The organism is Streptomyces sp. NPDC048295 (genome assembly GCF_040652135.1).
Classification (GTDB): domain Bacteria; phylum Actinomycetota; class Actinomycetes; order Streptomycetales; family Streptomycetaceae; genus Streptomyces.
This window is the reverse complement of record NZ_JBEZLL010000025.1, coordinates 95,718-116,899: the sequence shown is the minus strand read 5'-3', so window position 1 is coordinate 116,899 and position 21,182 is coordinate 95,718. Positions and strand designations below refer to the sequence as shown.

At 72.4% G+C, this 21,182-nt stretch carries 18 protein-coding genes, 1 pseudogene and 1 riboswitch; of the genes and pseudogenes, 4 read left to right on the top strand and 15 right to left on the bottom strand.

All coding sequences use genetic code 11. The features are described 5' to 3' along the window. Window positions 1-96 precede the first annotated feature (96 nt). The 3 genes from AB0D53_RS30890 to AB0D53_RS30880 all read right to left on the bottom strand — a co-directional run bounded on the left by AB0D53_RS30890 (window position 97) and on the right by AB0D53_RS30880 (window position 3,834). The gene (locus tag AB0D53_RS30890; RefSeq protein ID WP_362452375.1) at window positions 97-1,161 is read right to left on the bottom strand and encodes a hypothetical protein; all 1,065 of its coding nucleotides are present in this window, start codon (window positions 1,159-1,161) and stop codon (window positions 97-99) included. A gap of 73 nt (window positions 1,162-1,234) precedes the next feature. Continuing rightward, window positions 1,235-2,899 carry an OPT/YSL family transporter gene (locus tag AB0D53_RS30885; protein WP_362452374.1) on the bottom strand — a complete coding sequence of 555 codons (1,665 nt, stop codon included), beginning with the start codon at window positions 2,897-2,899 and terminating at the stop codon, window positions 1,235-1,237. Between the two features lie 140 nt (window positions 2,900-3,039). Next, the gene (locus AB0D53_RS30880) at window positions 3,040-3,834 is read right to left on the bottom strand and encodes an IclR family transcriptional regulator (protein ID WP_362452373.1); all 795 of its coding nucleotides are present in this window, start codon (window positions 3,832-3,834) and stop codon (window positions 3,040-3,042) included. A gap of 408 nt (window positions 3,835-4,242) precedes the next feature. On the opposite strand from AB0D53_RS30880, the gene AB0D53_RS30875 reads away from it, so the two are divergent. After that, a complete protein-coding gene (locus AB0D53_RS30875; protein ID WP_362452371.1) occupies window positions 4,243-5,301 on the top strand; it encodes a PRC and DUF2382 domain-containing protein in 1,059 nt (352 codons plus the stop codon). Between the two features lie 124 nt (window positions 5,302-5,425). Here the strand turns inward: AB0D53_RS30875 and AB0D53_RS30870 are convergent, their stop codons facing one another. The 7 genes and pseudogenes from AB0D53_RS30870 to AB0D53_RS30840 all read right to left on the bottom strand — a co-directional run bounded on the left by AB0D53_RS30870 (window position 5,426) and on the right by AB0D53_RS30840 (window position 13,585). Further along, window positions 5,426-6,223 carry an ABC transporter ATP-binding protein gene (locus tag AB0D53_RS30870; protein ID WP_362452369.1) on the bottom strand — a complete coding sequence of 266 codons (798 nt, stop codon included), beginning with the start codon at window positions 6,221-6,223 and terminating at the stop codon, window positions 5,426-5,428. Beyond that, window positions 6,220-7,245, bottom strand: a complete 1,026-nt coding sequence (locus AB0D53_RS30865; protein ID WP_362452421.1) for an iron chelate uptake ABC transporter family permease subunit — start codon at window positions 7,243-7,245, stop codon at window positions 6,220-6,222. Before AB0D53_RS30865 ends, AB0D53_RS30870 begins: the two co-directional genes overlap by 4 nt. 62 nt (window positions 7,246-7,307) lie before the next feature. Continuing rightward, window positions 7,308-8,375: an ABC transporter substrate-binding protein gene (locus tag AB0D53_RS30860; RefSeq protein WP_362452368.1), complete on the bottom strand. Its 1,068-nt coding sequence runs from the start codon at window positions 8,373-8,375 to the stop codon at window positions 7,308-7,310. A 34-nt stretch (window positions 8,376-8,409) separates the two neighbouring features. Continuing rightward, a riboswitch (cobalamin riboswitch) is annotated at window positions 8,410-8,600 on the bottom strand. A gap of 79 nt (window positions 8,601-8,679) precedes the next feature. Next, window positions 8,680-9,903, bottom strand: coding sequence for a beta-ketoacyl-[acyl-carrier-protein] synthase family protein (locus AB0D53_RS30855; protein WP_362452367.1), 1,224 nt, complete (start codon window positions 9,901-9,903; stop codon window positions 8,680-8,682). Continuing rightward, complete coding sequence (locus AB0D53_RS30850; protein WP_329819222.1) at window positions 9,900-10,178, bottom strand: acyl carrier protein; 279 nt, start codon at window positions 10,176-10,178, stop codon at window positions 9,900-9,902. The genes AB0D53_RS30855 and AB0D53_RS30850 overlap by 4 nt, the downstream gene beginning before the upstream one ends. An 86-nt stretch (window positions 10,179-10,264) precedes the next feature. Then, window positions 10,265-12,294, bottom strand: a pseudogene (locus AB0D53_RS30845) (acyl-CoA dehydrogenase). A gap of 13 nt (window positions 12,295-12,307) precedes the next feature. After that, window positions 12,308-13,585: a beta-ketoacyl-[acyl-carrier-protein] synthase family protein gene (locus AB0D53_RS30840; RefSeq protein WP_362452365.1), complete on the bottom strand. Its 1,278-nt coding sequence runs from the start codon at window positions 13,583-13,585 to the stop codon at window positions 12,308-12,310. A 198-nt stretch (window positions 13,586-13,783) separates the two neighbouring features. Between AB0D53_RS30840 and AB0D53_RS30835 the strand changes: the two genes are divergently transcribed. Then, window positions 13,784-15,076: a hypothetical protein gene (locus tag AB0D53_RS30835; protein ID WP_362452364.1), complete on the top strand. Its 1,293-nt coding sequence runs from the start codon at window positions 13,784-13,786 to the stop codon at window positions 15,074-15,076. 40 nt (window positions 15,077-15,116) lie between these two features. Here the strand turns inward: AB0D53_RS30835 and AB0D53_RS30830 are convergent, their stop codons facing one another. From AB0D53_RS30830 to AB0D53_RS30820, 3 genes are all read right to left on the bottom strand, one after another. Then, a complete protein-coding gene (locus AB0D53_RS30830; RefSeq protein ID WP_362452363.1) occupies window positions 15,117-16,058 on the bottom strand; it encodes a carbohydrate kinase in 942 nt (313 codons plus the stop codon). A gap of 513 nt (window positions 16,059-16,571) precedes the next feature. Beyond that, a complete protein-coding gene (locus AB0D53_RS30825; RefSeq protein WP_362452362.1) occupies window positions 16,572-16,826 on the bottom strand; it encodes a type B 50S ribosomal protein L31 in 255 nt (84 codons plus the stop codon). A 115-nt stretch (window positions 16,827-16,941) separates the two neighbouring features. Next, complete coding sequence (locus tag AB0D53_RS30820) at window positions 16,942-17,823, bottom strand: ABC transporter substrate-binding protein (RefSeq protein ID WP_362452361.1); 882 nt, start codon at window positions 17,821-17,823, stop codon at window positions 16,942-16,944. Between the two features lie 208 nt (window positions 17,824-18,031). On the opposite strand from AB0D53_RS30820, the gene AB0D53_RS30815 reads away from it, so the two are divergent. Then, on the top strand, window positions 18,032-18,526 hold the full coding sequence (locus tag AB0D53_RS30815) for an HIT family protein (RefSeq protein ID WP_362452360.1): 495 nt from the start codon (window positions 18,032-18,034) through the stop codon (window positions 18,524-18,526). On the opposite strand, the gene AB0D53_RS30810 is transcribed toward AB0D53_RS30815, so the two are convergent. Next, a complete protein-coding gene (locus AB0D53_RS30810; protein WP_362452358.1) occupies window positions 18,516-19,442 on the bottom strand; it encodes a LysR family transcriptional regulator in 927 nt (308 codons plus the stop codon). The genes AB0D53_RS30815 and AB0D53_RS30810 overlap by 11 nt on opposite strands. 80 nt (window positions 19,443-19,522) lie before the next feature. Between AB0D53_RS30810 and AB0D53_RS30805 the strand changes: the two genes are divergently transcribed. After that, on the top strand, window positions 19,523-20,794 hold the full coding sequence (locus AB0D53_RS30805; protein ID WP_362452357.1) for an MFS transporter: 1,272 nt from the start codon (window positions 19,523-19,525) through the stop codon (window positions 20,792-20,794). Here AB0D53_RS30805 and AB0D53_RS30800 read toward each other — a convergent pair. Then, the gene (locus tag AB0D53_RS30800; RefSeq protein ID WP_326763967.1) at window positions 20,784-21,101 is read right to left on the bottom strand and encodes a cupin; all 318 of its coding nucleotides are present in this window, start codon (window positions 21,099-21,101) and stop codon (window positions 20,784-20,786) included. The two genes, AB0D53_RS30805 and AB0D53_RS30800, sit on opposite strands and share 11 nt — an antisense overlap. Between the last annotated feature and the right edge of the window lie 81 nt (window positions 21,102-21,182).

Sequence of the window (21,182 nt, the reverse complement as noted above, 5' to 3'; positions counted from 1 at the left end):
CGGCTCCGGTCCGCCGGACGGGCCCCGGTCGCGACACGTTTTCACGGGTGGCGGGCGGACCGGCACCGGGGTGGTGCGGTCCGCCTTCGTACCGGGTCAGTAGCCGGCGACGCCGAGCTCCCGGCAGATCTCGACGAGCTCGGGGTGCACGTAGCGCCCGTTCTCCTCGATGGCGACCCCGTCCAGGTAGATGGACGGGCCGAGGACGCTGCCGTCGGTGTGTGCGGCGGCCACCCACGGTTCGCCGCCGATCCAGGCGCCCTTGGTGCCGATGCCGAGCTCGACGCAGCCGAAGACCCGCTCGTCCTCGACGATGCGGCCGGTCGGGGCGAGGACGCCGGGGTTGAAGCCGAGCGACCAGTGCGCGATCCGGAACATGTTCGGGTCGTCGAAGGACTCCATCCAGCGGCGGAAGGTGTCCGCGTCCGCGCCGCCCTCGATCCTGGTGACGACACCCTTCTCGACGGTGCAGCGGACCGGCGAGCGGAGCAGGCCGATCTCGTCCGGCGGCCACAGGGCGCCGTCGAAGACCAGGACACCGTCCTGGGTCTCCTCAAGGGGGTTCCAGGAGATCTGGCCGGAGAGCATCACGGTCTCGCCGGGCTTCTCCGCGGGCTTGCCGCGCAGGTTGATCGGCCGGTCGCCGTTGCGGCCCACCAGGTCGGTGCCGTTGGCGGAGGTGATACGGACCTCGTCGGCGGCCTCCAGGAGTGCGACGAGCGCCTTGCCGAGGCGGATGACGCCCTGGAAGTCGGGGCGGCCGACGGTGGCGACCAGCATCTGGACGTCCATCGCGGTGAGGTTGGTGTAGCGGCAGCCGTTCGCCATGGCGGCGCGGAAGGCGTCGGAGTGCATCAGGTACGAGACGGCGAACTCGATCCACACATCGGCGTCGGCGATGGCGCCGGCCACGGGCCGGGGCGGTTCCATGGACGCGCCGGGCAGCGTCTCGTACCAGACGACGACGGGGTGTGCGCCGGCCGCCGCGACGGCCTGGGCGGTGGCCTCGATCACCCGGCGGTCGCTGCTGGTGTCGCCGGTGAGGACGACGTGCTCGCCGCGCTTGACGAGCATGACCTCCTCCACCAGCTTGCGGGCGGCCAGGGCGAGTTCGAAGCTGAGGTACTCGGGGCGCGGTTCGAGCCTGCTGTACATGTCCATGGAGGGTTCTCCTTGCCGTGCGGGTGGTGCTGAGTGATGCGGTGGTACGGAAAGTGGTTCAGGGGGGCGGCCCTCAGGTCTTGAGGATCTGCGCGGAGTCGCCGAGCGAGCTGCCCGCGATCAGTCCGGCGCCGACCAGGTTGAGTTCCTCGTCTGCGGCGGGGCCGCGCAGCTTGCGGTAGCCGACCCGGACGACCAGGGCGCCGAGGACCAGCCAGCAGGCCTGCGGGGTGAGGATGAGCAGGCCGGTGGCGAGCATGACGCCCATCTGCCGGCGGGTACCGCCGAGCAGTTGGACGGCGGCGCCGGGGATGGCCCAGAGCAGCATGGTGCGTACCGCGTCCGGGTCGCTGAGCCCGCTCTTGATGGTGTCGGCGTACACCTTGGCGACGGGCGGGATGAGGCCCTGCCCGAAGTAGGAGCGCCAGGCGACGGCCACGACGACGAGGGCGACGGCGAAGCCGACGAGGGCGGCGAGGAACTGCTGGCGGCGGCCCTCGCGCTCGAAGGGGTCCCAGGGGCGGTGGTCGCGGCGCAGCAGCCAGCCGGCCTTCAGGTCGTAGCCCATGTCGGCGAAGGCGGGGCCGGTGGCGGAGACGTACCCGACCAGGAGGGCCAGCGGCACGGACGGGATTCCTATGGCCAGTCCGAGGATCAGGAAGATCAGGGTGACGGCGAAGGACGGGAACCAGCCGGACTGCATGGCGGCGAGTCCGACGATCAGCTCATGGACCAGGGCGGCGAAGGCGGCGAACAGCACCCAGCCGACGATCCCGAGCGGGCTCATGTCGCCGATCAGCCCGCCGAGCACGGCGAGGACCACCGCACCCGCGGTGAACAGGGCGTAGCCGCGGATCAGCGAGAGCCGCAGCGCGCGCTCGTCGACGGTGTACGCGACGCTGGGATCCGCCAGGACGGCTGCGGTCCGCGTCTCTTCGGCGGCCGCCTGTCGTTTGCGCTCGCGACGGCCGATCAGGAGGTGGACCGCCTGGCCGAGCGCCACGATCCCGGCGCCGACCATGACGCCGTGCGGAATGTATCCGGCGCCCAGGTCGGTGTGGAGGACCTCGGGGCTGTACTGGCGCAGCATCAGGCCGATGCCGAACATCATGAGGGCCCAGACATTGCCGAGAAAAGCGACACCGGCGGCGGAGAGCGGCAGGCTGAAGAGGGTTCCCGCCAGGCCGACTGCCGTGCCACCGGCGAGGATGAGGGCCCGTCGGCCGCCCCGGTCGCCGGCCTTGATGGTCTCGGCCGCGGCCGTTCCGGGCGGCCAGGCCGCGTCGGCGGGAAGCAGCCGGGAGCCGAAGGCGCGGTAGAGCACCCAGGCGTCGACGATCAGGCCGATGAAGGCTCCGGCGAGCATGGGCCAGACCAGGTCCTTGCGTCCGAAGACGTACGGCACGGCCACGGAGGTCAGCAGGGCGTTCGCGGATGCGAAGGTTGCGGCGGAGATGGCGCTCTGGGCGAGGTTCTGCCGGTGCACGGAACGCATCCGGCGCAGGAAGCCCAGCGGGATGCGGCCGATGAGCATGGCGACGAGGGCGCCGACCACGGAGGTGTTGGCGGAGATGCCCAGTTTGGAGACCAGGTCGATGCCGATGACGGCCCCGACGGCGGCGAGCACCACCAGGACGACCAGCAGTACGGGCTCCAGGACGCGCGGGTGCGACCGGTCGTCGTCGGTGCCGGGGCCCGGCGGTGGGGCAGGGTGCGGGGCGGAGACATGGTGCGCCATGGGGCACCCCCTTCGGTGAGCAGGGCTGGGGAGGTCGGCGTCCCCGGTGGATGCGTGCGGGCATGGCCCGGCACACCGAGGGCGCGGGGAGGTCGCGTGTGACGGTGAGTGGTCGCGTACTGGCGTACCGGTGTACCGGTTCAGCCGCCGAGAGCGGTGGTGATCTCCGCCGCTCCGGCGCGTACCAGCGCCACCAGGGTGTCGGCGGCCCGGTCCACCCGGTGGGAGGGGCCGATGACGGTCAGGGAGGCCGGGACGCCGTCCCCTTGGAGGACGGGGGCGGAGACCGCGGTCACGGCTTCGTCGTACTCGCCGTGGCTGATGCAGTACCCGTCGGCACGGACCCGTGCGTAGCAGGCGAGCAGGGCGTCCAGGTCCGTGATGGTGCGGTCGTTGAAGCGGGTCAGCCCGGTGGGGCCGAACATCTGGCGGATCTCGCGTTCGGGGTGGTACGCGAAGATGGTGTGTCCGGAGGCTCCGGCGTGGCCGGGCATGACCGCGCCGATGATCGCGGTGTACCGGACGGGCCCGGTGCCGTCGACGGCGGCTTCGCAGCGGTAGCTGCCGCCGTGCGGCACGTTGAGCACGACGCTCTCGCCGGTCTCGCGGAGCAGTCGGGCGAGCACCGGTCTGGCGAGCGAGGAGAGCACTCCGCTGTGTTCGCTGACCCTGGCCAGCCGGGACAGGGCGGGCCCCGGACGGTAGCGGCGCGTGCGCTCGTCGCAGACCAGGAAGGCGCGCGCGGTCAGTGTGGTGAGCAGGCGCTGGACGACGGCCTTGTCCCAGCCGTGGTGACGGGCCATTTCGCTGACGCCCCACTCGGGGCGCTGCTCGGTGAAGGTGAGCAGGACCAGCAGGGCCCGGTCCACGGTCTGCAGGACTCCGGGGGTCTGGGTCCTGGCCTCGGGGCCGGTGTCCGTGCCGTGCTCCGCCATGGGGCCGGTCCTCCTTCGTCCGTGTTCTTCGCCTACCGGTGCGCAAATCGCAACGCCGTTGCGATTTCTGGCGAAAGGATGCGGCCGAGTCCATCGGGTGTCAAGGGTTTCCCTGGAATTCGCCTCTGCGCGGCGAAAGTGCTGTTCACAGGTGGTGGGGGCCGTCGGTGCGTGAGGGAGGGCGCGGCGGAGCGGGAAGTGCTCGGCGATACGGCGCGCGACCCCCGCATCTCACCCGAATGGACTAACACGGGAACGGGGCGCACACCGCCGTGGCAAGCGGCCACCGCCCGACCGCCGAGGCCTGGGAGGTTGCAGCGGCCATCCGGGTGAGGCGCGATGGAATGCGGACGCGCCTCCTCTGATGGCCTCAGCCACAGGACGCGCCCGGACGAGGAGGAATCGGTCATGGCAGCCGCTGACGGTTTCACGGATTCCGGAGAGCTCGACGGCCTGACGGTGTACGACACCGATGGCGAGAAGGTCGGCAGTGTGGGCCGGGTGTATGTCGACGACAACACCGGCCGGCCGGACTGGATCACGGTGAAGACCGGCCTGTTCGGCATGAAGGAGAGTTTCGTCCCGCTTGCCGGAGCCCGCCGTGTGGGCTCCGATCTGCACATCTCGCATCCGAAGGACCGTGTCAAGGAAGCCCCCCGGGTGGACGCGGACGCGCATCTGTCCGTGGCGGAGGAGGAGGAGCTCTACAAGCACTACGGCCTCGCCAGGAACACCACGGCCAAGCTCGGCGGCCGTGCGGACCCGGGGGCCACGACGGCGTCCGGGACGGGCACCACGGCCATGGGAGCAGCGGGAGCGGCCGGGGCGGCCGGGGCCATGGGTGCGGCCGGCAAGGGACGCACCACCGGGTCCGACAAGGCGTCCATGCCCGGCACCACCGCCTCCGGTACGGGCACCGCCCGCACCGCCTCGTCCGGCATCGCCGGCGGCACCGGCACGGGCCAGGGCAGGCACCGCGACACCGGAGCGGCCGGCACCTCGCGGCCCCTCGTCGGCGCCGGGGCGGGCTCCGAGCGGTCCTCGGCCGACCTGGGCGGCAAGGAGGAGATGATCCGTTCCGAGGAGCAGCTGCTCGTCGGCACCGAGGAGTACGAGAGCGGAAAGGCGCGGCTGCACAAGTACGTCGTCACCGAGAACGTCACCAGGACCGTGCCGGTGACGCACGAAGAGGTGCGCCTGATCCGTGAGCCGCTCCAGCCCGGCGAGAAGACCGCGGAACGTGCCGCCATCCGCGAGCAGGACGTCGAGGTCACCCTGCACGCGGAACGTCCGACCACGCGCAAGGAGACCATCCCCGTCGAGCGGGTGCGGATGGAGACCAAGAGGGTGACCGAGCAGAAGGAGGTCTCCGCCGAACTCCGCAAGGAGCAGATCGACTACGCGGACGACTCGGACATCGGCGGCAAGGACATCGGCGGCGAATTCGGCCGGGGACGCCGCCGCTGACCGCGCGGCGCACACCGCGGCGAACGGCCGCACCCGGAGAACCAGGGCGGACCCGCGCAGTGCCGGGGTCCGCCCGACCGCTTCCGTGCTTCCGCGCCGCTTTCACGGTTCGCGCCGCCGGGCGCTACGTCCCCGCGGGACGCCCCGGCAGGAAGCGCACCGAGGGCCGCCCGTCCGGGCCGTCCGGGGTGACGCGTGCGGTGACCCGGTAGACGTCGGCGATCAGCTCCTCGGTGATCACTTCCGAGGGGGTTCCGGCGGCCACCACCCGGCCCTCCTTCAGGACGACGATCCGGTCGCAGAACATCGCGGCCAGGTTGAGGTCGTGCAGGGCGATGACCCCGGTCAGCGGCAGGGAGGCGATCAGCGCGAGGAGTTCCAGCTGGTGCTGGATGTCGAGGTGGTTGGTCGGCTCGTCGAGCAGCAGCTCGCGCGGCTGCTGGGCCAGTGCCCGAGCGATCTGGACACGCTGGCGCTCACCGCCGGAGAGGGTGTGCCAGGACTGGTCGCCGCGGTCGGCGAGGCCGGTCCTGGCGAGCGCCTCGCGCACCGCCTCGTCGTCCTCCCCCGTCGGTGCCGACCAGGCCCTGCGGTGCGGGATGCGCCCGAGCCTCACCACGTCCAGCACACTCAGCTCGACCTGGGTGACGGCATGCTGGTCGACCACGGCGACCCGCCGGGCCACGGTGCGGCGGCCGATCTCTGCGAGCCGCAGGCCGTCGAGGGTGACCACACCGGTCTCCGGGGCGAGGACTCCGGCCAGCACCCGCAGCAGGGTCGACTTGCCGGATCCGTTCGGTCCGATCAGCCCCAGGGTGGCGCCGGGCGGCGGGGCGAGTTCGATCCCGTCGAGGATCAGGCGGCCGCCTGCCACCCGGCTGACCCGTTCGGCGCGCAGCCCCTCGGCCGCGGCCCCGGTCACGCGGCCCTCCGGGTGCGGTGGAGGACCACGACGAACGCGGGCACGCCGATCAGCGCGGTGACCACGCCCACGGGCACCTCCTGCGGGTCGAGGACCGTCCTGGCGAGGGTGTCGACCCAGACCAGGAACACGGCCCCGGCCAGGGCCGTGACCGGCAGCAGCCGCCGGTGCCCGGAACCCGCGAGGGCGCGGGCGGCGTGCGGCAGCACCAGGCCGACGAAGCCGATGGCACCGGCGGAGCTGACGAGTGCCGCGGTCAGCAGCGCGGTGGTGCACAGAAGCACGATCCGGGTGCGCGCGACATGGACGCCGAGCGCGGCGGCGGCATCCTGTCCGAACGCGAAGGCGTCGAGCGTACGGGCATGGCCCAGACAGACCAGCAGCGTCACGGCGAGAACGGCGGCGCAGATCCACACATCGGTCCAGCCGACCCCGGCGAGCGAGCCGAGCAGCCAGAACAGCACGCCGCGGGTCTGCTCGGCGTCGGCCGCGGTCATCACGACGAAGGAGGTGAGCGCGGAGAACAACTGCATGGCCGCGACACCGGAGAGCACGACCCGGTCGGTCGTGCCGCCCAGGGTGTGGCTGAGCAGCAGCACGAGGGCGAACGAGCAGAGCGCACCGGCGAACGCGCCCGTCGAGACCGACACCGCTCCCCCGCCGACGCCGAGCACGACGACCACGACCGCGCCGGTGGACGCCCCTGAGGAGACCCCGAGGACGAACGGGTCGGCGAGCGGGTTGCGGAGCAGCGACTGCATGACGGTCCCGCACACCGCGAGTCCGGCGCCGCACACCGCGGCGAGCAGGGTGCGCGGCATGCGCAGGTTCCAGATGATGCCGTCCCGGATCGGGGAGAGCCGTGAACGGCCCCATCCGAGGTGGGAGGCGACCGCGGACCAGACGTCGGCCACGGAGATCCGGGCAGGGCCGATGGTGACGGCGAGGGCGACGGAGCCCACGAGCAGCGCGATGCCGCACACCCACAGGATCCCGCCGCGCAGCCTCCTTACACCCTTCACGGCACGGACGGAGGTGACGGGGTCCGGCGGCGCGGCCACCGCGGTGCCGCGTCCGGTCCCCGTCACCCGGCGAACCCGAACCGGCGCAGCCCGGCGGCGACGCGTTCGACGCCCTCGACCGTCCGGATGGACGGGTTCAAGGACTGCCCGCTGAGCAGGACGTACCGCTTGTGTCTGACGGCGTCCATGTTCTTCGTGACCGGATTGGACTCCAGGAACTCGATCTTCTTCGCGGCGCTCTCGGCGGTCTGGGCCCTGCGGGTCAGGTCACCGACGACCAGGACGTCGGGATTGCGGTCGGCGACGGTCTCCCAGCTGATCTGGGGCCATTCCTCGTGGGTGTCGTCGAAGACGTTCTTCGCGCCGAGCTCCTCGGTGATGATTCCGGGCGCTCCGCAGCAGCCGGCCAGGTAAGGGGACTTGGAGTCGGAGAACCAGTACAGGAGGGTGGCACCGGAGGCGTCGATGCCCTCGGCCGCCTTCCTCACCCGGGCCCGCAGCTGTGTCACGAGCGCGTCGCCGCGCTCCGGTACGCCGAACACCCGGGCCAGGTCGCGCACTTCGCCGTAGACGCTGTCCATGGTCAGCCGCGCGGTACGGGAGCCGTCGCCACCCTTGCTGTTGTCCTTGCCGGTGCAGTCGGCGGGCGAGACGTAGGTGGGGACGCCGAGTTCCTCGAACTGTTCGCGCGGTGCGACGCCGCCCTTGGCTAGTGTCGATGCGAACGACGCGCTGACGAAGTCGGGCTCGCGGTCCAGGACCTTCTCCGAGGACGGCCGGTTGTCCGAGATCCTGGGCACCCGGGCGTTGGCCTTCTCCAGGCCCTTCATCACCGGGTCGGTCCAGGTGGCGGTGGCTGCCAGCCGGTCGGCGAGGCCGAGGGAGAGCAGGATCTCCGTCGATCCCTGGTCCACCGGGACGGCGCGGCGCGGCGCGGCTTCGACGGTGACGGTGCGTCCGCAGTTCTTCAGTGTCACCGGGTATCCGTGCGCGGGGCCCGGTTTCGAGGCGGATTCACCGGCTCCGCCTCCGCAGGCGGTCAGCAGGACGAGTCCCGCCGAGAGCAGGGCCATGGTGCGGACAGGGCTGGCTATGGACGGCACGGGGTCCCTCTGCGTCTCGGGGCTCATGCGCGGAGCCCGCTGTACGGAGTCCGCGGCCCGGTGCCGGGTCGCGGGTACCAGCAGGTCTTCGGACTCGGGTTCCTTCGGACGGGACGCCTTCCCAGGACACCCGAGGGTGGTCCCAGTGGCCGTGGCCCCGCCCGTCCCCCTCACCGCTGCGCGTCAGTTCCGGATTCGCACCGGATTCCCTGACCCCTTACGTGGAGTTCGACTGGCCCCGGCAAGCTATCACGAGCCTCTGCGCAGCTCATGAGGGGTGTGGCCGGTGGTACGCCGGGCAGTGTTTCCCGTCGCACCACCTGCCGGATGCCTACGGACGCTGAAGAGCGATCACGGCGTTGTGTCCGCCGAAGCCGAAGGAATGGCTGACGGCACGCCGGATGGGCTGCCGCAGCGGTTGCCCGGTGACGCATTCGATGTCGAACTCGGGCGCCGGGGCGTCCAGGTTGGCGATCGGTGGGACGACTCCGCGCTGGAGCGTGAGGACGGTGAGTCCGGCCTCGATCGCTCCGGCCGCCCCCATGCAGTGCCCCAGTACGCCCTTGGGAGCGGTGACGGGCGGCCGGTGCGGGTAGACCCGGGCGATCAGGGCGGCCTCGGCGGCGTCGTTGACCGGGGTCGCGGTGCCGTGCGCGTTGACGTGCTCGACGTCCTCGGCCGCCCAGCCCGCGTCGCGCAGCGCGGCCTCCACCGCCGCCTGGGCGACCGTGCCGGAGGGATGCGGGCTGATGGGGTGGTGGGCGTCGGTGGTGGCGCCGGTGCCGGCGAGCAGTGCCCGTGGAGCCGCGCCGCGGGCCCGGGCGTCCTCCGTCCGTTCCAGCACCATGACGGCCGCGCCCTCGCCCATGACCAGTCCGGCCCGGTCCGCCGCGAAGGGTCGGCAGAGTCCGGCCGGGTCTCCGTCTTTCCGGGCCCCTGCGCCGGACCGGGCGAACCCGGCCATGGCGACCGGGTAGACGATCGACTCCGTGGCTCCGGCGATCGCGATGTCGCACTGCCCGGTGACCAGGAGGTCGCGGGCGACGGACAGCGCGGTGACGCCGGACGAACAGGCGGTGCACGGGGCCATGCTGGGTCCGGTGGCCCGCAGCTGGATCGCGATCTCGGCCGCGGGCATGTTCGGAATGGTGAGCAGGATGCCCGAGGGCGAGGTGGCCCCGGCTCCGAGCCGGTCCATCACGACCGCCTGCTCGGTCAGCGAGGCGGAGCCCCCGCTGCTGGTGCCGACGACCACCGCGACCCGGGTGCCCTCCCACCCTGCCGGGTCGAGCCCGGCGTCGGCGACCGCCTCCCGGGCCGCGAGCACCGCGAGCTTCACGTACTTCCCCATGCGGAAGGACGCACGGCCGCCGATCGCGGCGTCCAGGTCGATGCCGTCGACCATGCACGCGAAGTCGATCGCGCATCCTTCGAGTTCGGCGACGGTCCGGGCCGGTGACACGCCCGCGCACACACCCTCCCAGGTGGATTCGGTGTCGTTGCCGACCGGGGTGATCATGCCCAGGCCGGTGACGGCGACGGCCGGCCTGTTCATCGGGCGTTGCTCATCGCCGGCCCGCCGCCCACCCGCGCCCCGCCGTCGCCCGCCGGGTCGATGAACCGTGTGATGTCGGCCAGCGTGGCGTTCTTGGGAAGCTGGTCGAAGTCCCGGACACCGCCCGCCGTCTCCCTGATCAGGACGGCGAACTCGGCAACGGCGAGGGAGTCCATCTCCAGGCTGTCCATGGTGGAGCCCGGGTGGATCTCGGCAACAGGCACTTTGAAGGTGTGTGTCAGAACCTCGGTGATCTTGGGGTGAATCGTACTCATGAGCTTTCTCTCCATCATTCGGTCCGGCTGCCGGGCCGGCGGTGACACCGTCCCGACGCCGAATCAACTGGGCGGAGTGCCTCCAGTTACGCCTTGTGCCGAACCGATTCGGCACCGTCCTCCCCGCGCTCCCCGCACCACCGGGCCAGGACGGACGCCGTACCCCAGTAAGCCAGCAGGACAACGCGGACGCCGAGGGCGCCGGCCGCCTCCCTGACCCGGTGACCCCGTACAGCAGTTCCCTTTCTCGTCATGGCTCTCACCGCTCGTCCGGCACCGTCGCGCGGCCCTCGTCACGCTGCCAGGCGCCGTCCGGGTCGTCGTAGGCGGCCACGTAGTCGGCTCCGGCGATGGGCCAGTCGGCGAGCAGTTCCGGCGGCAGCGCGAAGGACTCGACGAGGCCGGGAAGACGGGCGGCGACCGTGGTGATGAGCTCCTCCACCCGGTCCGGCAGCCGGTTGACCTGATCGGCGGTCAGCAGGCCCGCTGCCAGCAGATCACCGCTGTTCCGGGCGATCCGGTCGAGTGCGAAGAGCCGGTGCAGCTCGTCGAGCCGTTCGCGGGCGGGCCCCTCGGGCAGCGCCGCCACCGCTTCCGCGTACGCCTCGGCCGCCTGCCGCTGGGCATGGGCCTCGACGCCGCGCAGGGCGGGCCCGGAGGCAGCGTTCCACCGTCCCAGCGGATCGCCGTGCGGTGCGAGGCCCATCCGCTCCCGGGCCCGGACGAACCAGATCCGCTCCAGCTCCGCGAGCAGCCTGTCGAGGAATCCGGGGTCGTCGAGATCACCGGGTCCGCCGCCGGGGGAAGGCCCGGGTCCCGGTGGTGCGGCGGCGAAGAGCATCTCCGCGGCCGCCTTGGCGTGGATCGCCATGTTGTCGCCCTCGGCGGTGATGGCGCCCTCCACGCCGGTGAGGAGCTCACTCATGCCGTTGTTCTCCAGGAGCGCCTGGGCGCCGCAGCGTTCCCGGCATTCCACGATCACGGACCTGGCCTGCCAAGTGATCCACCCCTTGGCGACGGCCACCAGACGCTCCGCCTCCTCCGGCTGCCCGCCCTGCTCCCACCGGTCCAGGGCCCTGCGGTGCAGCAGGCTCATCGCGAAGACGGTGGCGGTGGCGGTGGCGAGCGGTCCGTGATGGCTGCGGTGGGCGATCACCGGCACCGGACGTGAGCCCCGGTGACCCGAGATGTACCGGTGGCCGCCGTAGCGGACGGCGACGGCGAGGGTCGCCCGCGCGCAGCCGACCGCGCAGGCCGTCATCGAGATCTTGCCGGAGGTGACACGGCCGATCGACGTGAGGAAGCGGCGTCTGCGGTTGTCGATGGCACTGCTGAACTCCCCGTCCGCGCCGATCCGTCCATGGTCCCCGCCCAGCAGCGCGGTACGTCCCACGAAGACCCGGTCGAAGGAGGTCAGGCAGTGGTCCACCGGACTGCCGGTACGGGTGGGGAGCCTGCGGATCCGTACGCCGGGCAGCGGCTGTTCGGCATCGGTGAGCGGGACGAGGAAGAGGAAGACCCCGTGATCGGCGCCGTCCACGAGCAGACGCGCGGCCACGAGCCCCGTTTTCGGGCCGCCGGCCGGACCGGTGTTGGGCATGAATTTCTGCGCCCCGGCGTGCGGGGTGCGGAGCATGAACCCGTCGCGTCCGCGGTCGTACTCGGCCGTGGTCTCGACGGCCGCGGCGTCGTTGCCGTGCGCCACCTCCGTACAGAGAAAGGTGCCGATGCGCCGCAGCCGCAGGAAGTCCGACAGGTCGTGGTGGCCTTCGGCCCCGTGGTCGAGGAGGCTGCCGAGGAAGAGGTTGTAGTGGATGCCCGCCACCGTGGTGAGTGCCGGGTCCACCGGCCCGAGCCATTCGTGCAGGGCGGCCAGGGCGCGGTGGTCGGCGGCCAGCCGGGCTCCGCTGTCCAGGCAGTCGTTGAGGACGCGCAGCCGCTCGTAGGCGAGGGCCAGGCGCTCCTCGGTGGTGCGGTGCTCCGGGCGGCGGAAGGGTTCCGTACTGATCAGTCGCTGCCAGAAGCCGTGCTCCCGGCGGTGGTTGTCGCCGAGGAGCACGCCGGTGAGGAGGTCTGTGGACCGTTCGGCGGAGGGGCTGTCGATCGTTGCGGTCATAAAAATATAACGATCAAGCAATGGCGAGGACACCCGGATCCGCGGGCGGCGGACCATCCGGTTCGACGCGCTCGAAGGCGAGTACGACGTTGTGCCCGCCGAAGCCGAAGGAGTGACTCAGCGCCCGCTCGACGTGCTGGGTCCGGGGCTCCTTGACCACACAGTCGAGGTCGAATCCGTCCGGCAGCGAGTCCAGGTTGGCGATCGGCGGGACGAGGCCGTGCTCCAGGGTCAGTACGGTGGCGGCCGCCTCGATCGCCCCGGACGCCGCGAGGGTGTGGCCGATCACCCCCTTCGGGGCGGTGACCGAGGGCCGGTGGGGGAAGAGTCCGGAGATCAGCTCGGTCTCCATCGCGTCGTTCAACCGGGTCGATGTGCCGTGCGCGTTGATGTGGTCGACCTCGTGGGCCGCCCAGCCCGCCTCGCGCAGCGCGGCCTCGACGGCCTTGCGCGCACCGCCGCCTTCCGGGTCCGGGGCGGTGGGATGGTGGGCGTCGGTGGCGGAGCCGGCACCGGCCAGCAGGGCGCGCGGCCGTCCGCCCCGGGCGAGCGAGTCGGCCCTCCGTTCCAGTACGAGCACGGCGGCGCCCTCGCCGATCACGAACCCGTCCCGGTCCGCGGCGAACGGACGCGACGCCCCCGCGGGGTCGCCGGTGCGCAGCGAGAGCGCGCCCATTCCGGCGAAGGCGCTCACCACCAGCGGGGTCAGCACGGCCTCCGCACCACCGGCCACCACCACGTCGCACCGGTCGTCCAGCAGCAGGTCGCGGGCGAGGGCGAGGGCCGTCGCCCCGGACGCGCAGGCGGTCGCCGGGGCCAGGCTGGGGCCGTGTGCCCGCAGGGCGATGGCCACCTCCCCGGCCGCCGCATTGGGCATCATCATCGGGACCAGGAGCGGTGACACCGCGTCCGCTCCGCCGTCGTCGAGCCTGCGTACGTTGTCGACGAGCACGGACACCCCGCCCACCCCTACGCCGAGCACCACCGCGACCCGGTCGCCGTCCCACCGCTCCGGTGACAGACCGGCGTCCGCCACCGCCCGCCGGGCGGCGACCAGTGCCATCTTCACGAACCGCGCCATCCGCCACACCGAACGTCCGCCGACCGCTCCGTCCAGATCGATCCCGTCCACCGGACAGCCGAAGTCGACCGGCAGTCCCGCCAGTTCCTCGCAGCCGCGGGCCGTCGACACACCGGCGCACAGCCCCTCCCAGAAGGTGTGCTCGTCCGCGCCCGCCGGAGTCACCAGCCCCAGTCCCGTCACCGCGACGTCCCTGTCGAGCCGCGCCATGTCCGCCCCCTCCGCCGTAATCGATCACGCCTACCGGTTGTCGAACGGCAGTAGCCCCGGGGAGGATGCGGCCAATGAGCCGAAAGGGGCATCGGCACGCCCGGCTGATCGAACACCACCGCACGCCACGGTGACTGTGTTCACCCGTCCGCACCAGTCCGCCGTGCCGTCGGCGGCGGCAGGCCGTCCCCTGGGGGGATGGAACCGGAGCACGATCAGCCGAAGCCCCCGGAGGACAGTGCCGAGATGGAGGCGCTGCGCGCCAGGGTGGCCGTGCTGGAGGCCCGTGCCCCGGCCCGGCACCGGCCGCGGGCCCGTTCGTTCCTCGCCGTGCTGCTCGTCCTCGTCGCAGCCGTCCTGACTCCGCTGAGCATCGTGTCCACCTGGGCGAAGAACCAGATCGGCGACACCGACAACTACGTGGCGATGATGGCGCCGCTCGCCTCCGACCCCGATGTACAGACCGCGGTGACCGACCGGGTCACCGGTGCCCTCATGCAGCACCTGGACGTGAAGGCCCTGCTGGCCGAGGTCTCCCCCGCCGACCGGCCGGCTCTCGACAAGGCGCTGTCGAAGCTGAACGGCCCCCTCACCACCGGCATTTCGAACTTCGTGCACGGCACGGTGGAGAAGTTCGTCTCCAGCGAAGCCTTCGCGACGGTCTGGACCGACCTCAACCGGGCCGCCCAGTCCGCCACCCTGAAGGCGCTGTCCGGGAGCGGTGGCGGGGCGGTGAAGCTCACCGGCGACACCGTCACCATCGACCTCGCACCGGTCATCGACCGGGTGAAGCAGCGGCTCGTCGACCGGGGGCTGGGCATCGCGGCGAAGATCCCCGAGATCCACACCGACTTCACGGTGCTGACCTCCGACTCGGTGGGCAAGGCCAAGAGGTGGTTCCGGGCCCTCCAGATCATCGGGTTCTGGCTGCCATTGGTCACGCTGGTGCTGGCCGCGGGCGGGGTGCTCCTCGCGGTGCGCCGCCGCCGTGCCCTGGTCACCACGGCGCTCTCGGTCGCGGCCGGTGCGGCGGTGCTCGGCCTGGCCCTGTGGGTGGGCCGCGGTTTCTATCTCGACAGCCTGCCGTCCGGGGTCTCGCAGCCGGCGGCCGGTTCGGTGTTCGACGCCCTGGTCGGCCGGATGCGTCTCATGGTCCGGCTGGTCATCACCCTCGGCATCGTGGTGGCCCTCGCCGCCTGGCTCACCGGTGAGGGCCGCGCCGCCGGCCGGGTCATGGCGATGTGGAGCGGCGGCATCGGTGCCGTGCGGGACGCGGCCGGGTTCACCGGCGGCCCGGTCGGCCGGTGGGTGCACCGCGCCAGACGCCCGCTGAACTGGACGGTGGTCGTGGTGGCCGCCGTAGTTCTGGTGGCGTGGGACCGGCCGACGGGTCTGGTCACCGTGTGGATCGCGCTGTGCGCGCTGTTCGTACTGGCCGTCGTGGAGTTCCTGGACGACGACAGCAGCCCGCGTCTGGCGGCGCCCGGGTGAGAAGGGGTGTCCTGGCGCGCCTCCCCTGGCCAGGGCGTGTTCAGCTCCGGCCGAGTGCCGCCGCCAGCTCCGCCAGCTCCGCCGCGTCCGGCGGGTTGGCGCCGGCCCGGGCCACGGTCACCGCCGCGGAGGCCGTCGCGTGGCGCAGGACGTCGGCCGTCCGCGCCCGGTCCAGGGAGCGCAGCCTCTCCCGGCCGTCCGCACCGAGCAGCCCGTGCACGGCGAGGGCGTGCAGGGTGCCCGACATGAAGGCGTCGCCCGCTCCCACCGTGTCGACGACCTCGGCGGGCAGGGCGTCGACGGTGACCCGCCCGCCGGGCAGTACGGCCAGCGCGCCGTCGCCGCCCCGGGTGACGAGGACGACCGCCGGACCGGAGGCCAGCCACCGCTCGGCGACCTGTTCCGGCGCCTGGCCCGGGTACAGCCACTCCAGGTCCTCGTCACTGGCCTTGACCACATCGCTGAGCGCGACGCACCGCTCGACCCTTCGGACGGCGGACTCGTGGTCCCCCATCAGCTCGGGCCGCACATTGGGGTCGTAGCTGACGGTCGCGGAGGTACGCAGCGACTCGACGGCGCCGAGGACGGTGGCCTCCCCGGGTTCCATCACCGCGGCGATCGAGCCGGTGTGGACGTGGTGCGGCGGCCGGTCCAGGGAGACCGGGCCGAGCGTCCAGGTGATCTCGAAGGTGTAGGCGGCCCGGCCCGCCCCGTCCAGGGTGACGGCGGCGGACGGGGTGGGGGCCGTGGCACCGTCCGTACGGACCTCGACCCCGGCACCGGCGAGGTGGTCCCTGATCAGCCGGCCGTTGTCGTCGGGGCCGAGCTGGGTGAGCAGGGTGGCGCCGTGCCCGAGCCTGGCCAGGCCGTACGCGACATTGGCCGGGCTGCCGCCCGGGTGGACCCGGTCGGCCGTGCCCGGCAGCCGGACGATGTCGGCGACGCATTCACCGATGACGAGCAGGTCGAGTCTGTCGAGCATGGGGCTGGGTTCTCCTACGGTGCGGTGACGAACGTGTCCTGGCGGGAGGCACGGCCTCCGAACACATTGAGCCCGATCCTGCCGCGTGTGCGGCAGGTGTCCGTCACATCGGCGACCGGCCGGCCGTCGCCGATCGCCTCGTCCGCCCGCCGCGGGCCCTGATCCGCAGCACGGGATCACCCCCGCGCGGATCGGCAGGGGCGCCACGGCGAGCACGGCGGTCCGGCCGCCTGCGCTGCGAACGTGCCTGCCGGTCCGCGGCTCCGGGGCGGGGTCGAGGGCGCAGCCGATACCCGGGGCACCGCGGTCCACGAAGAACCGGACCGTGGGCAGCAGCGCCGCGGCGCATCCTCCGTCGGCGGTGGCACGTCCCGGGACGACGAGGCTCTCTCGTCGGCACCGCAGCCGCCTCGCGCAGTTCGGGGACGCGGGCGTCGGCGTGCTCGCGGCAAGGGGAACGGCCCGGGTCCCCGGCCCGTTCGGCAGGGCCGGGGACCCGGGTCCACCAGCGGGTCAGGAGGCGCCCTCGCCCCCGTACCTGCGCTCGAACTTGGCGACCTGTCCCTCCGAGTCGACGACCCGTGCCTTCCCGGTGAAGAAGGGGTGGCTCTCGGCGGAGATCTCCACATCGATGACGGGGTAGCTGTTGCCGTCGTCCCAGTCGATCGTCTGCTCGCTCGACGCGGTGGACCGGGTCAGAAAGGCGTAGCCCGCCGAACGGTCACGGAAGACGACGGGACGGTAGGAAGGGTGCTTGTCCTGCTGCATGCCTGCTCCTGGGGACGTACGGGGTCGGCGCGGGGCGGCCCCGACCAGCCTCGCGAACCGGCACCGCCCGCGCGATCGGACACGTCCGTACGGGGGCCTCGGCGGACGTCCGTACTCAGCGCCCCGCCTCCTCCAGGGCATCGGCCACGAGCGTCAGGAACCGTGCGTGGGCCTGCGGGCTGCACACCGGCTCCGGGTTCCACGGCACCACCCGGGCGGCCCCCTCGATCGCCGACCAGTCCGCGTTCGCCCGCAGTTCGTCCAGCGGAGTGGCATTGGCCCGGACATCGGCGAGAACCACCGCGGGGCGCAGCGCCGCCGCCTCCGCCCAGCCGACCGTCGACCAGTTCAGCCCGGGCCCCTCGGCCGGCTCCACGATGCCGACACCGAGTTCGACCAGCACCCGCAGCTCGGGCCACATCCGGGGGCGGGCGAGGTGTGTCTGTTCCTGCCCGGCCGGGGAGAGGGCGAGGAGCCGGGGCGCGTCCGCACGGGCGCCGAGCGTCCGCAGCCGCTGCCGCGCGGACTCCAGGTCCGCTGCCGCCGCCCCGGGCTCCTCGGCGCCGAGCGAGCGTGCGAGCAGCGCGAACCGCTCACCGATCTCGGCGAGGGTGCGCGCCTGCCCCACATCGATGACGACGACCGGGACGTGCTCCTCCAGATGCTTGGCGGTCTCCGCGGCGAGCCCGTAGACATGACCGCCGCCGTAGCTGACCGCCACGACGAGGTCCGGTTCGCAGCTGAGCAGGGTCTCCACGTCCAGTGTGCTGCCCGCGCCGAGGTAGCGGACCTCGGCCGGCGGAAGCGAACCGGTCTTCGCCGTGTCCGGTACGGCCCGGTCGTCGTGATCGGAGCCGAATATCGCGCTCGGACGTATCCCGTGGTCCCACAGGGTCGCCCCGGCCTGCACATAGGCGAGTACCCGCGCCGGGCGTCTCCCGGAGGTCGACAACTGCCCGCGGTCGTCGGAGAACTGCCACACGGTCCGCTCGCTCACGTCACACGCCTCTCGCCGCCGTTCGCCGCACCCCGCTTCCCGGGGTCGTACACCAGTACCTGCCCAGCAGATCCGGGTGACACCCACCCGGCCGGCGGGAGGATCGGCGGGTGCCGGACGTGACCACCTCGGGCGCGGTGGCGTCGCGCGGAACCTATGCTTGGCCCTTTGCGCCTTGCGGTTCAGCGGACCGGCAGAGAGGAAGAGCGTGTCACCGGAGCAGCGGTCCCATGACCTCGAAGCCTACGAAGCCCGGGTGCGCAACGGCCCGTGCTTCGTATGCGCATGCGTGGCGGGCGCCCCCGGCTCCGCGCATGTCACGGTCTACGAGGACGAGCATCACATCGCCTTCCTGGACCGGTATCCGACGGTGCCCGGCAAGGTGCTCGTGGCCCCGAAGGTCCACATCGAGCACGCCGTCCGCGAGCTGGACGAGTCCGCCTACCTGCGGCTGATGTCGGTGGTCCGGAAGGTGGCACTGGCGGTGGAGGCGGTGGTGAAGCCCGAGCGCACGTATCTGCTGTCGCTCGGCAGCCAGCAGGGAAACGCGCATCTCCACTGGCACATCGCCGGCCTCCCCGCGGGAACTCCGTACCCGCGACAACAGTTCCACGCTCTGATGGCCGAGAACGGCGTGCTGTCGTTCACGGCCGAGGAGGCCGCCGCGATGGGCGAGCGCCTGCGAGCGGCACTCAGCGAATAGGCCGCCGCCTCTTCGGCCCTCCCGCCTCCTGCGGCGCCCCGGCAGCGGGATCGACACCGAGTCCCGTCAGGAACGCCGCAGCCGCCGGGGCCGGGCGGAAGCGGCTCCACACCAGGCGCTCCGTGCGTGCAGGGGCGTCGCGGACGGGGAGCACATGCACTCCGGTCAGCTCAGCCGCGAAGGCGGCCGGCAGCATGGCGATGCCGAGACCGCTGCGCACCAGCCGGACGATGAAATCGGTGCCGCTGACCTCGAACGCCACCTCACGGGTGAGACCCACCGCCGCGAACGCCTCCTCGGACTGGGCCCGGGCCGCGGTGCCGTCGGGGTAGTCGACGAACATCTCCCGCGCCAGCCGGTCGAGTCCCGCTTCCGTCTGCCCGGCCAGGGGGTGGGTGGGCGCCACGACGGCGACCAGTTCGCCCGTGCCGAGTTCGTGATCGCTCACGCCCTTCGGCCGGTAGCTGGGCAGCACGCCCAGGAACGCCACGTCGAGCGTCCCGTCCCGCACCTCCTGGACCAGGTCCTTGCTCGCCCCGTCCCGCAACACGATGTGCACCTTCGGGTAGCGCAGGTGGAACGCCCGCAGTGCCGCCGGGATGTCGACCGCGGCAATGGTCGGAATGGCTCCCACCGCGAGGCGGCCGCGGACCTCCCCCGCCGTCGCGGCGACCTCGGCCCGCGCCCGCTCCGCCGCGTCCAGCGCCTGCCGGGCCTCCGTCAGGAACACCTCGCCCGCCGCGGTGAGCCGCACCTGACGGCTGGTGCGGTCGAAGAGCCGGGCTCCCAGCTCCTTCTCCAGCCGGGCGATCTGATGGCTCAGGGCCGACTGCACGACCAGACAGCGCTTCGCGGCGCGCGTGAAGCTGCCCAGTTCCGCCACCGCGACGACATACCGCATCTGCTGAAGTTCCATCCATCCATCGTGAACCACGATCGATGGAATGAAAAACATGTGTTGGACTCATGGATGGTGGATCCCGGACGCTGGGGCACATGGCTCACACCACTCACGAAACCCGCAGCCGGGCCGTGCCCCGCGCGATGTCCGGACAGCCCGCGCTCGGGCGCGGCCTGGTTCTGCTGATGGCTCTCGCCGCCGCCCTCTCCTGCGCCGGGAACTACTTCGCGCAGCCGCTCCTCGACATCATCGAGGTGAATCTGGGCATCGGTGTCACCGCGGCGGGGCTGATCGTGACCGCCGCCCAGGCCGGGTACGCGCTGGGGCTGATCCTGCTCGTCCCGCTCGGGGACGTCATGGACCGACGGCGTCTCGCCGTGGGCCTGTTCGCACTCACCGCCCTCTTCCTCCTGGCCACGGCCGCCGCCCCCACCGGACCGCTGCTGATCGCGGGCACGCTGCTGACCGCGCTGACCTCCGTCGGGGCCCAGGTCGTGGTGCCGTTCGCGGCGGCGCTCGCGGCTCCGGCCGAGCGCGGCAGGATCGTCGGCGTCGTGATGTCCGGCGTGCTGCTCGGCGGGCTGTTCGGACGGCTGGCCGCCGGCGCGCTGTCCGAGCTCGGCGGCTGGCGGACCGTGTACTGGGTGAACGCGCTGCTCATGGCCGTCATGGCGATACTTCTGCGCAACCGGCTCCCCCGTCTGCCCCGGCCGCACCGCACGGCCACGATGTCGTACTCCGGGCTGCTGAGCTCCACACTGGCCCTGCTGCGGCAGGAGCCCCTGCTGCGCCGGCGGGCGGCCATCGGCGCGTTCTCCATGGCCTCGTACAGCGTGCAGCTGACCGCGCTGACCTTCCTGCTGACCCGGCCTCCCTTCCACTGGAACGCGGCCGCCATCGGGCTCTTCGGCCTGGTGGGCGTCATCGGTGTGGTGGGCATGAACATCGCGGCCCGGCTGAGCGACCGCGGCCGGGTCCAGGCCGTATCGGGGACGGCGGCCGCGCTCCTCACGCTCGCCTGGCTGCCGCTGCTGGCCGGTGAGTCGTCGCTGCTGTGGCTGACGGTCGGCGTGATCCTGCTCAACATCGCCCAGCAGGCGGGCCTCAACAGCAGCCAGAACGTGATCTACGCGCTCCGCCCGGAGGCCCGCAACCGGATCAACTCCGCGTTCATGACGCTCTTCTTCCTGGGCGGGGCGGCCGGGGCCGCGCTCGCTTCGGTGGTCTGGTCCCGGGCGGGCTGGAGCGGCATCTGCCTCCTGGGCGGGGCGCTCGCCGCGGGCAGCCTGGTGCTGTGGGTCCTGGAACGCATCCGGACGGCTCCCGCCGTGCGTCCAGGGGCCGGGGCCGGCGCCGTCAGTCGTTGACGGCGGTCAGCAGCACCACGGCGTCCTCCAGCGCCAGCAGCCCGTGCCGCTCCTGCGGGATCGGCTGGAGCCCTCCGGCGCTCAGCTCCACATCGCCCGAGGCCGCGGTGAGCCGGACCCGGCCGCGGAGCACCTGCAGGGAGGCCGCGGCCGGGGCGTTGTGCTCGTCGAGGGCGGAACCCGAGGTCAGGGCGATGACGGTCTGCCTCAGGGGTTCCTCGTGCAGCAGGCGGTGGGCGCTGCGGCCGTGCGCGGAGGCCCGGGCGGCGGCCAGATGCTCGTCGGCGAGGGCATTCAGATCGTCCATGTGCCCACTCTGCCGCAGTGCCCGTCTCCCCGCGATCCTGCCGCCCGCCGGTACGGGCGGCCCTGCGGTCGCGGCCGGCCC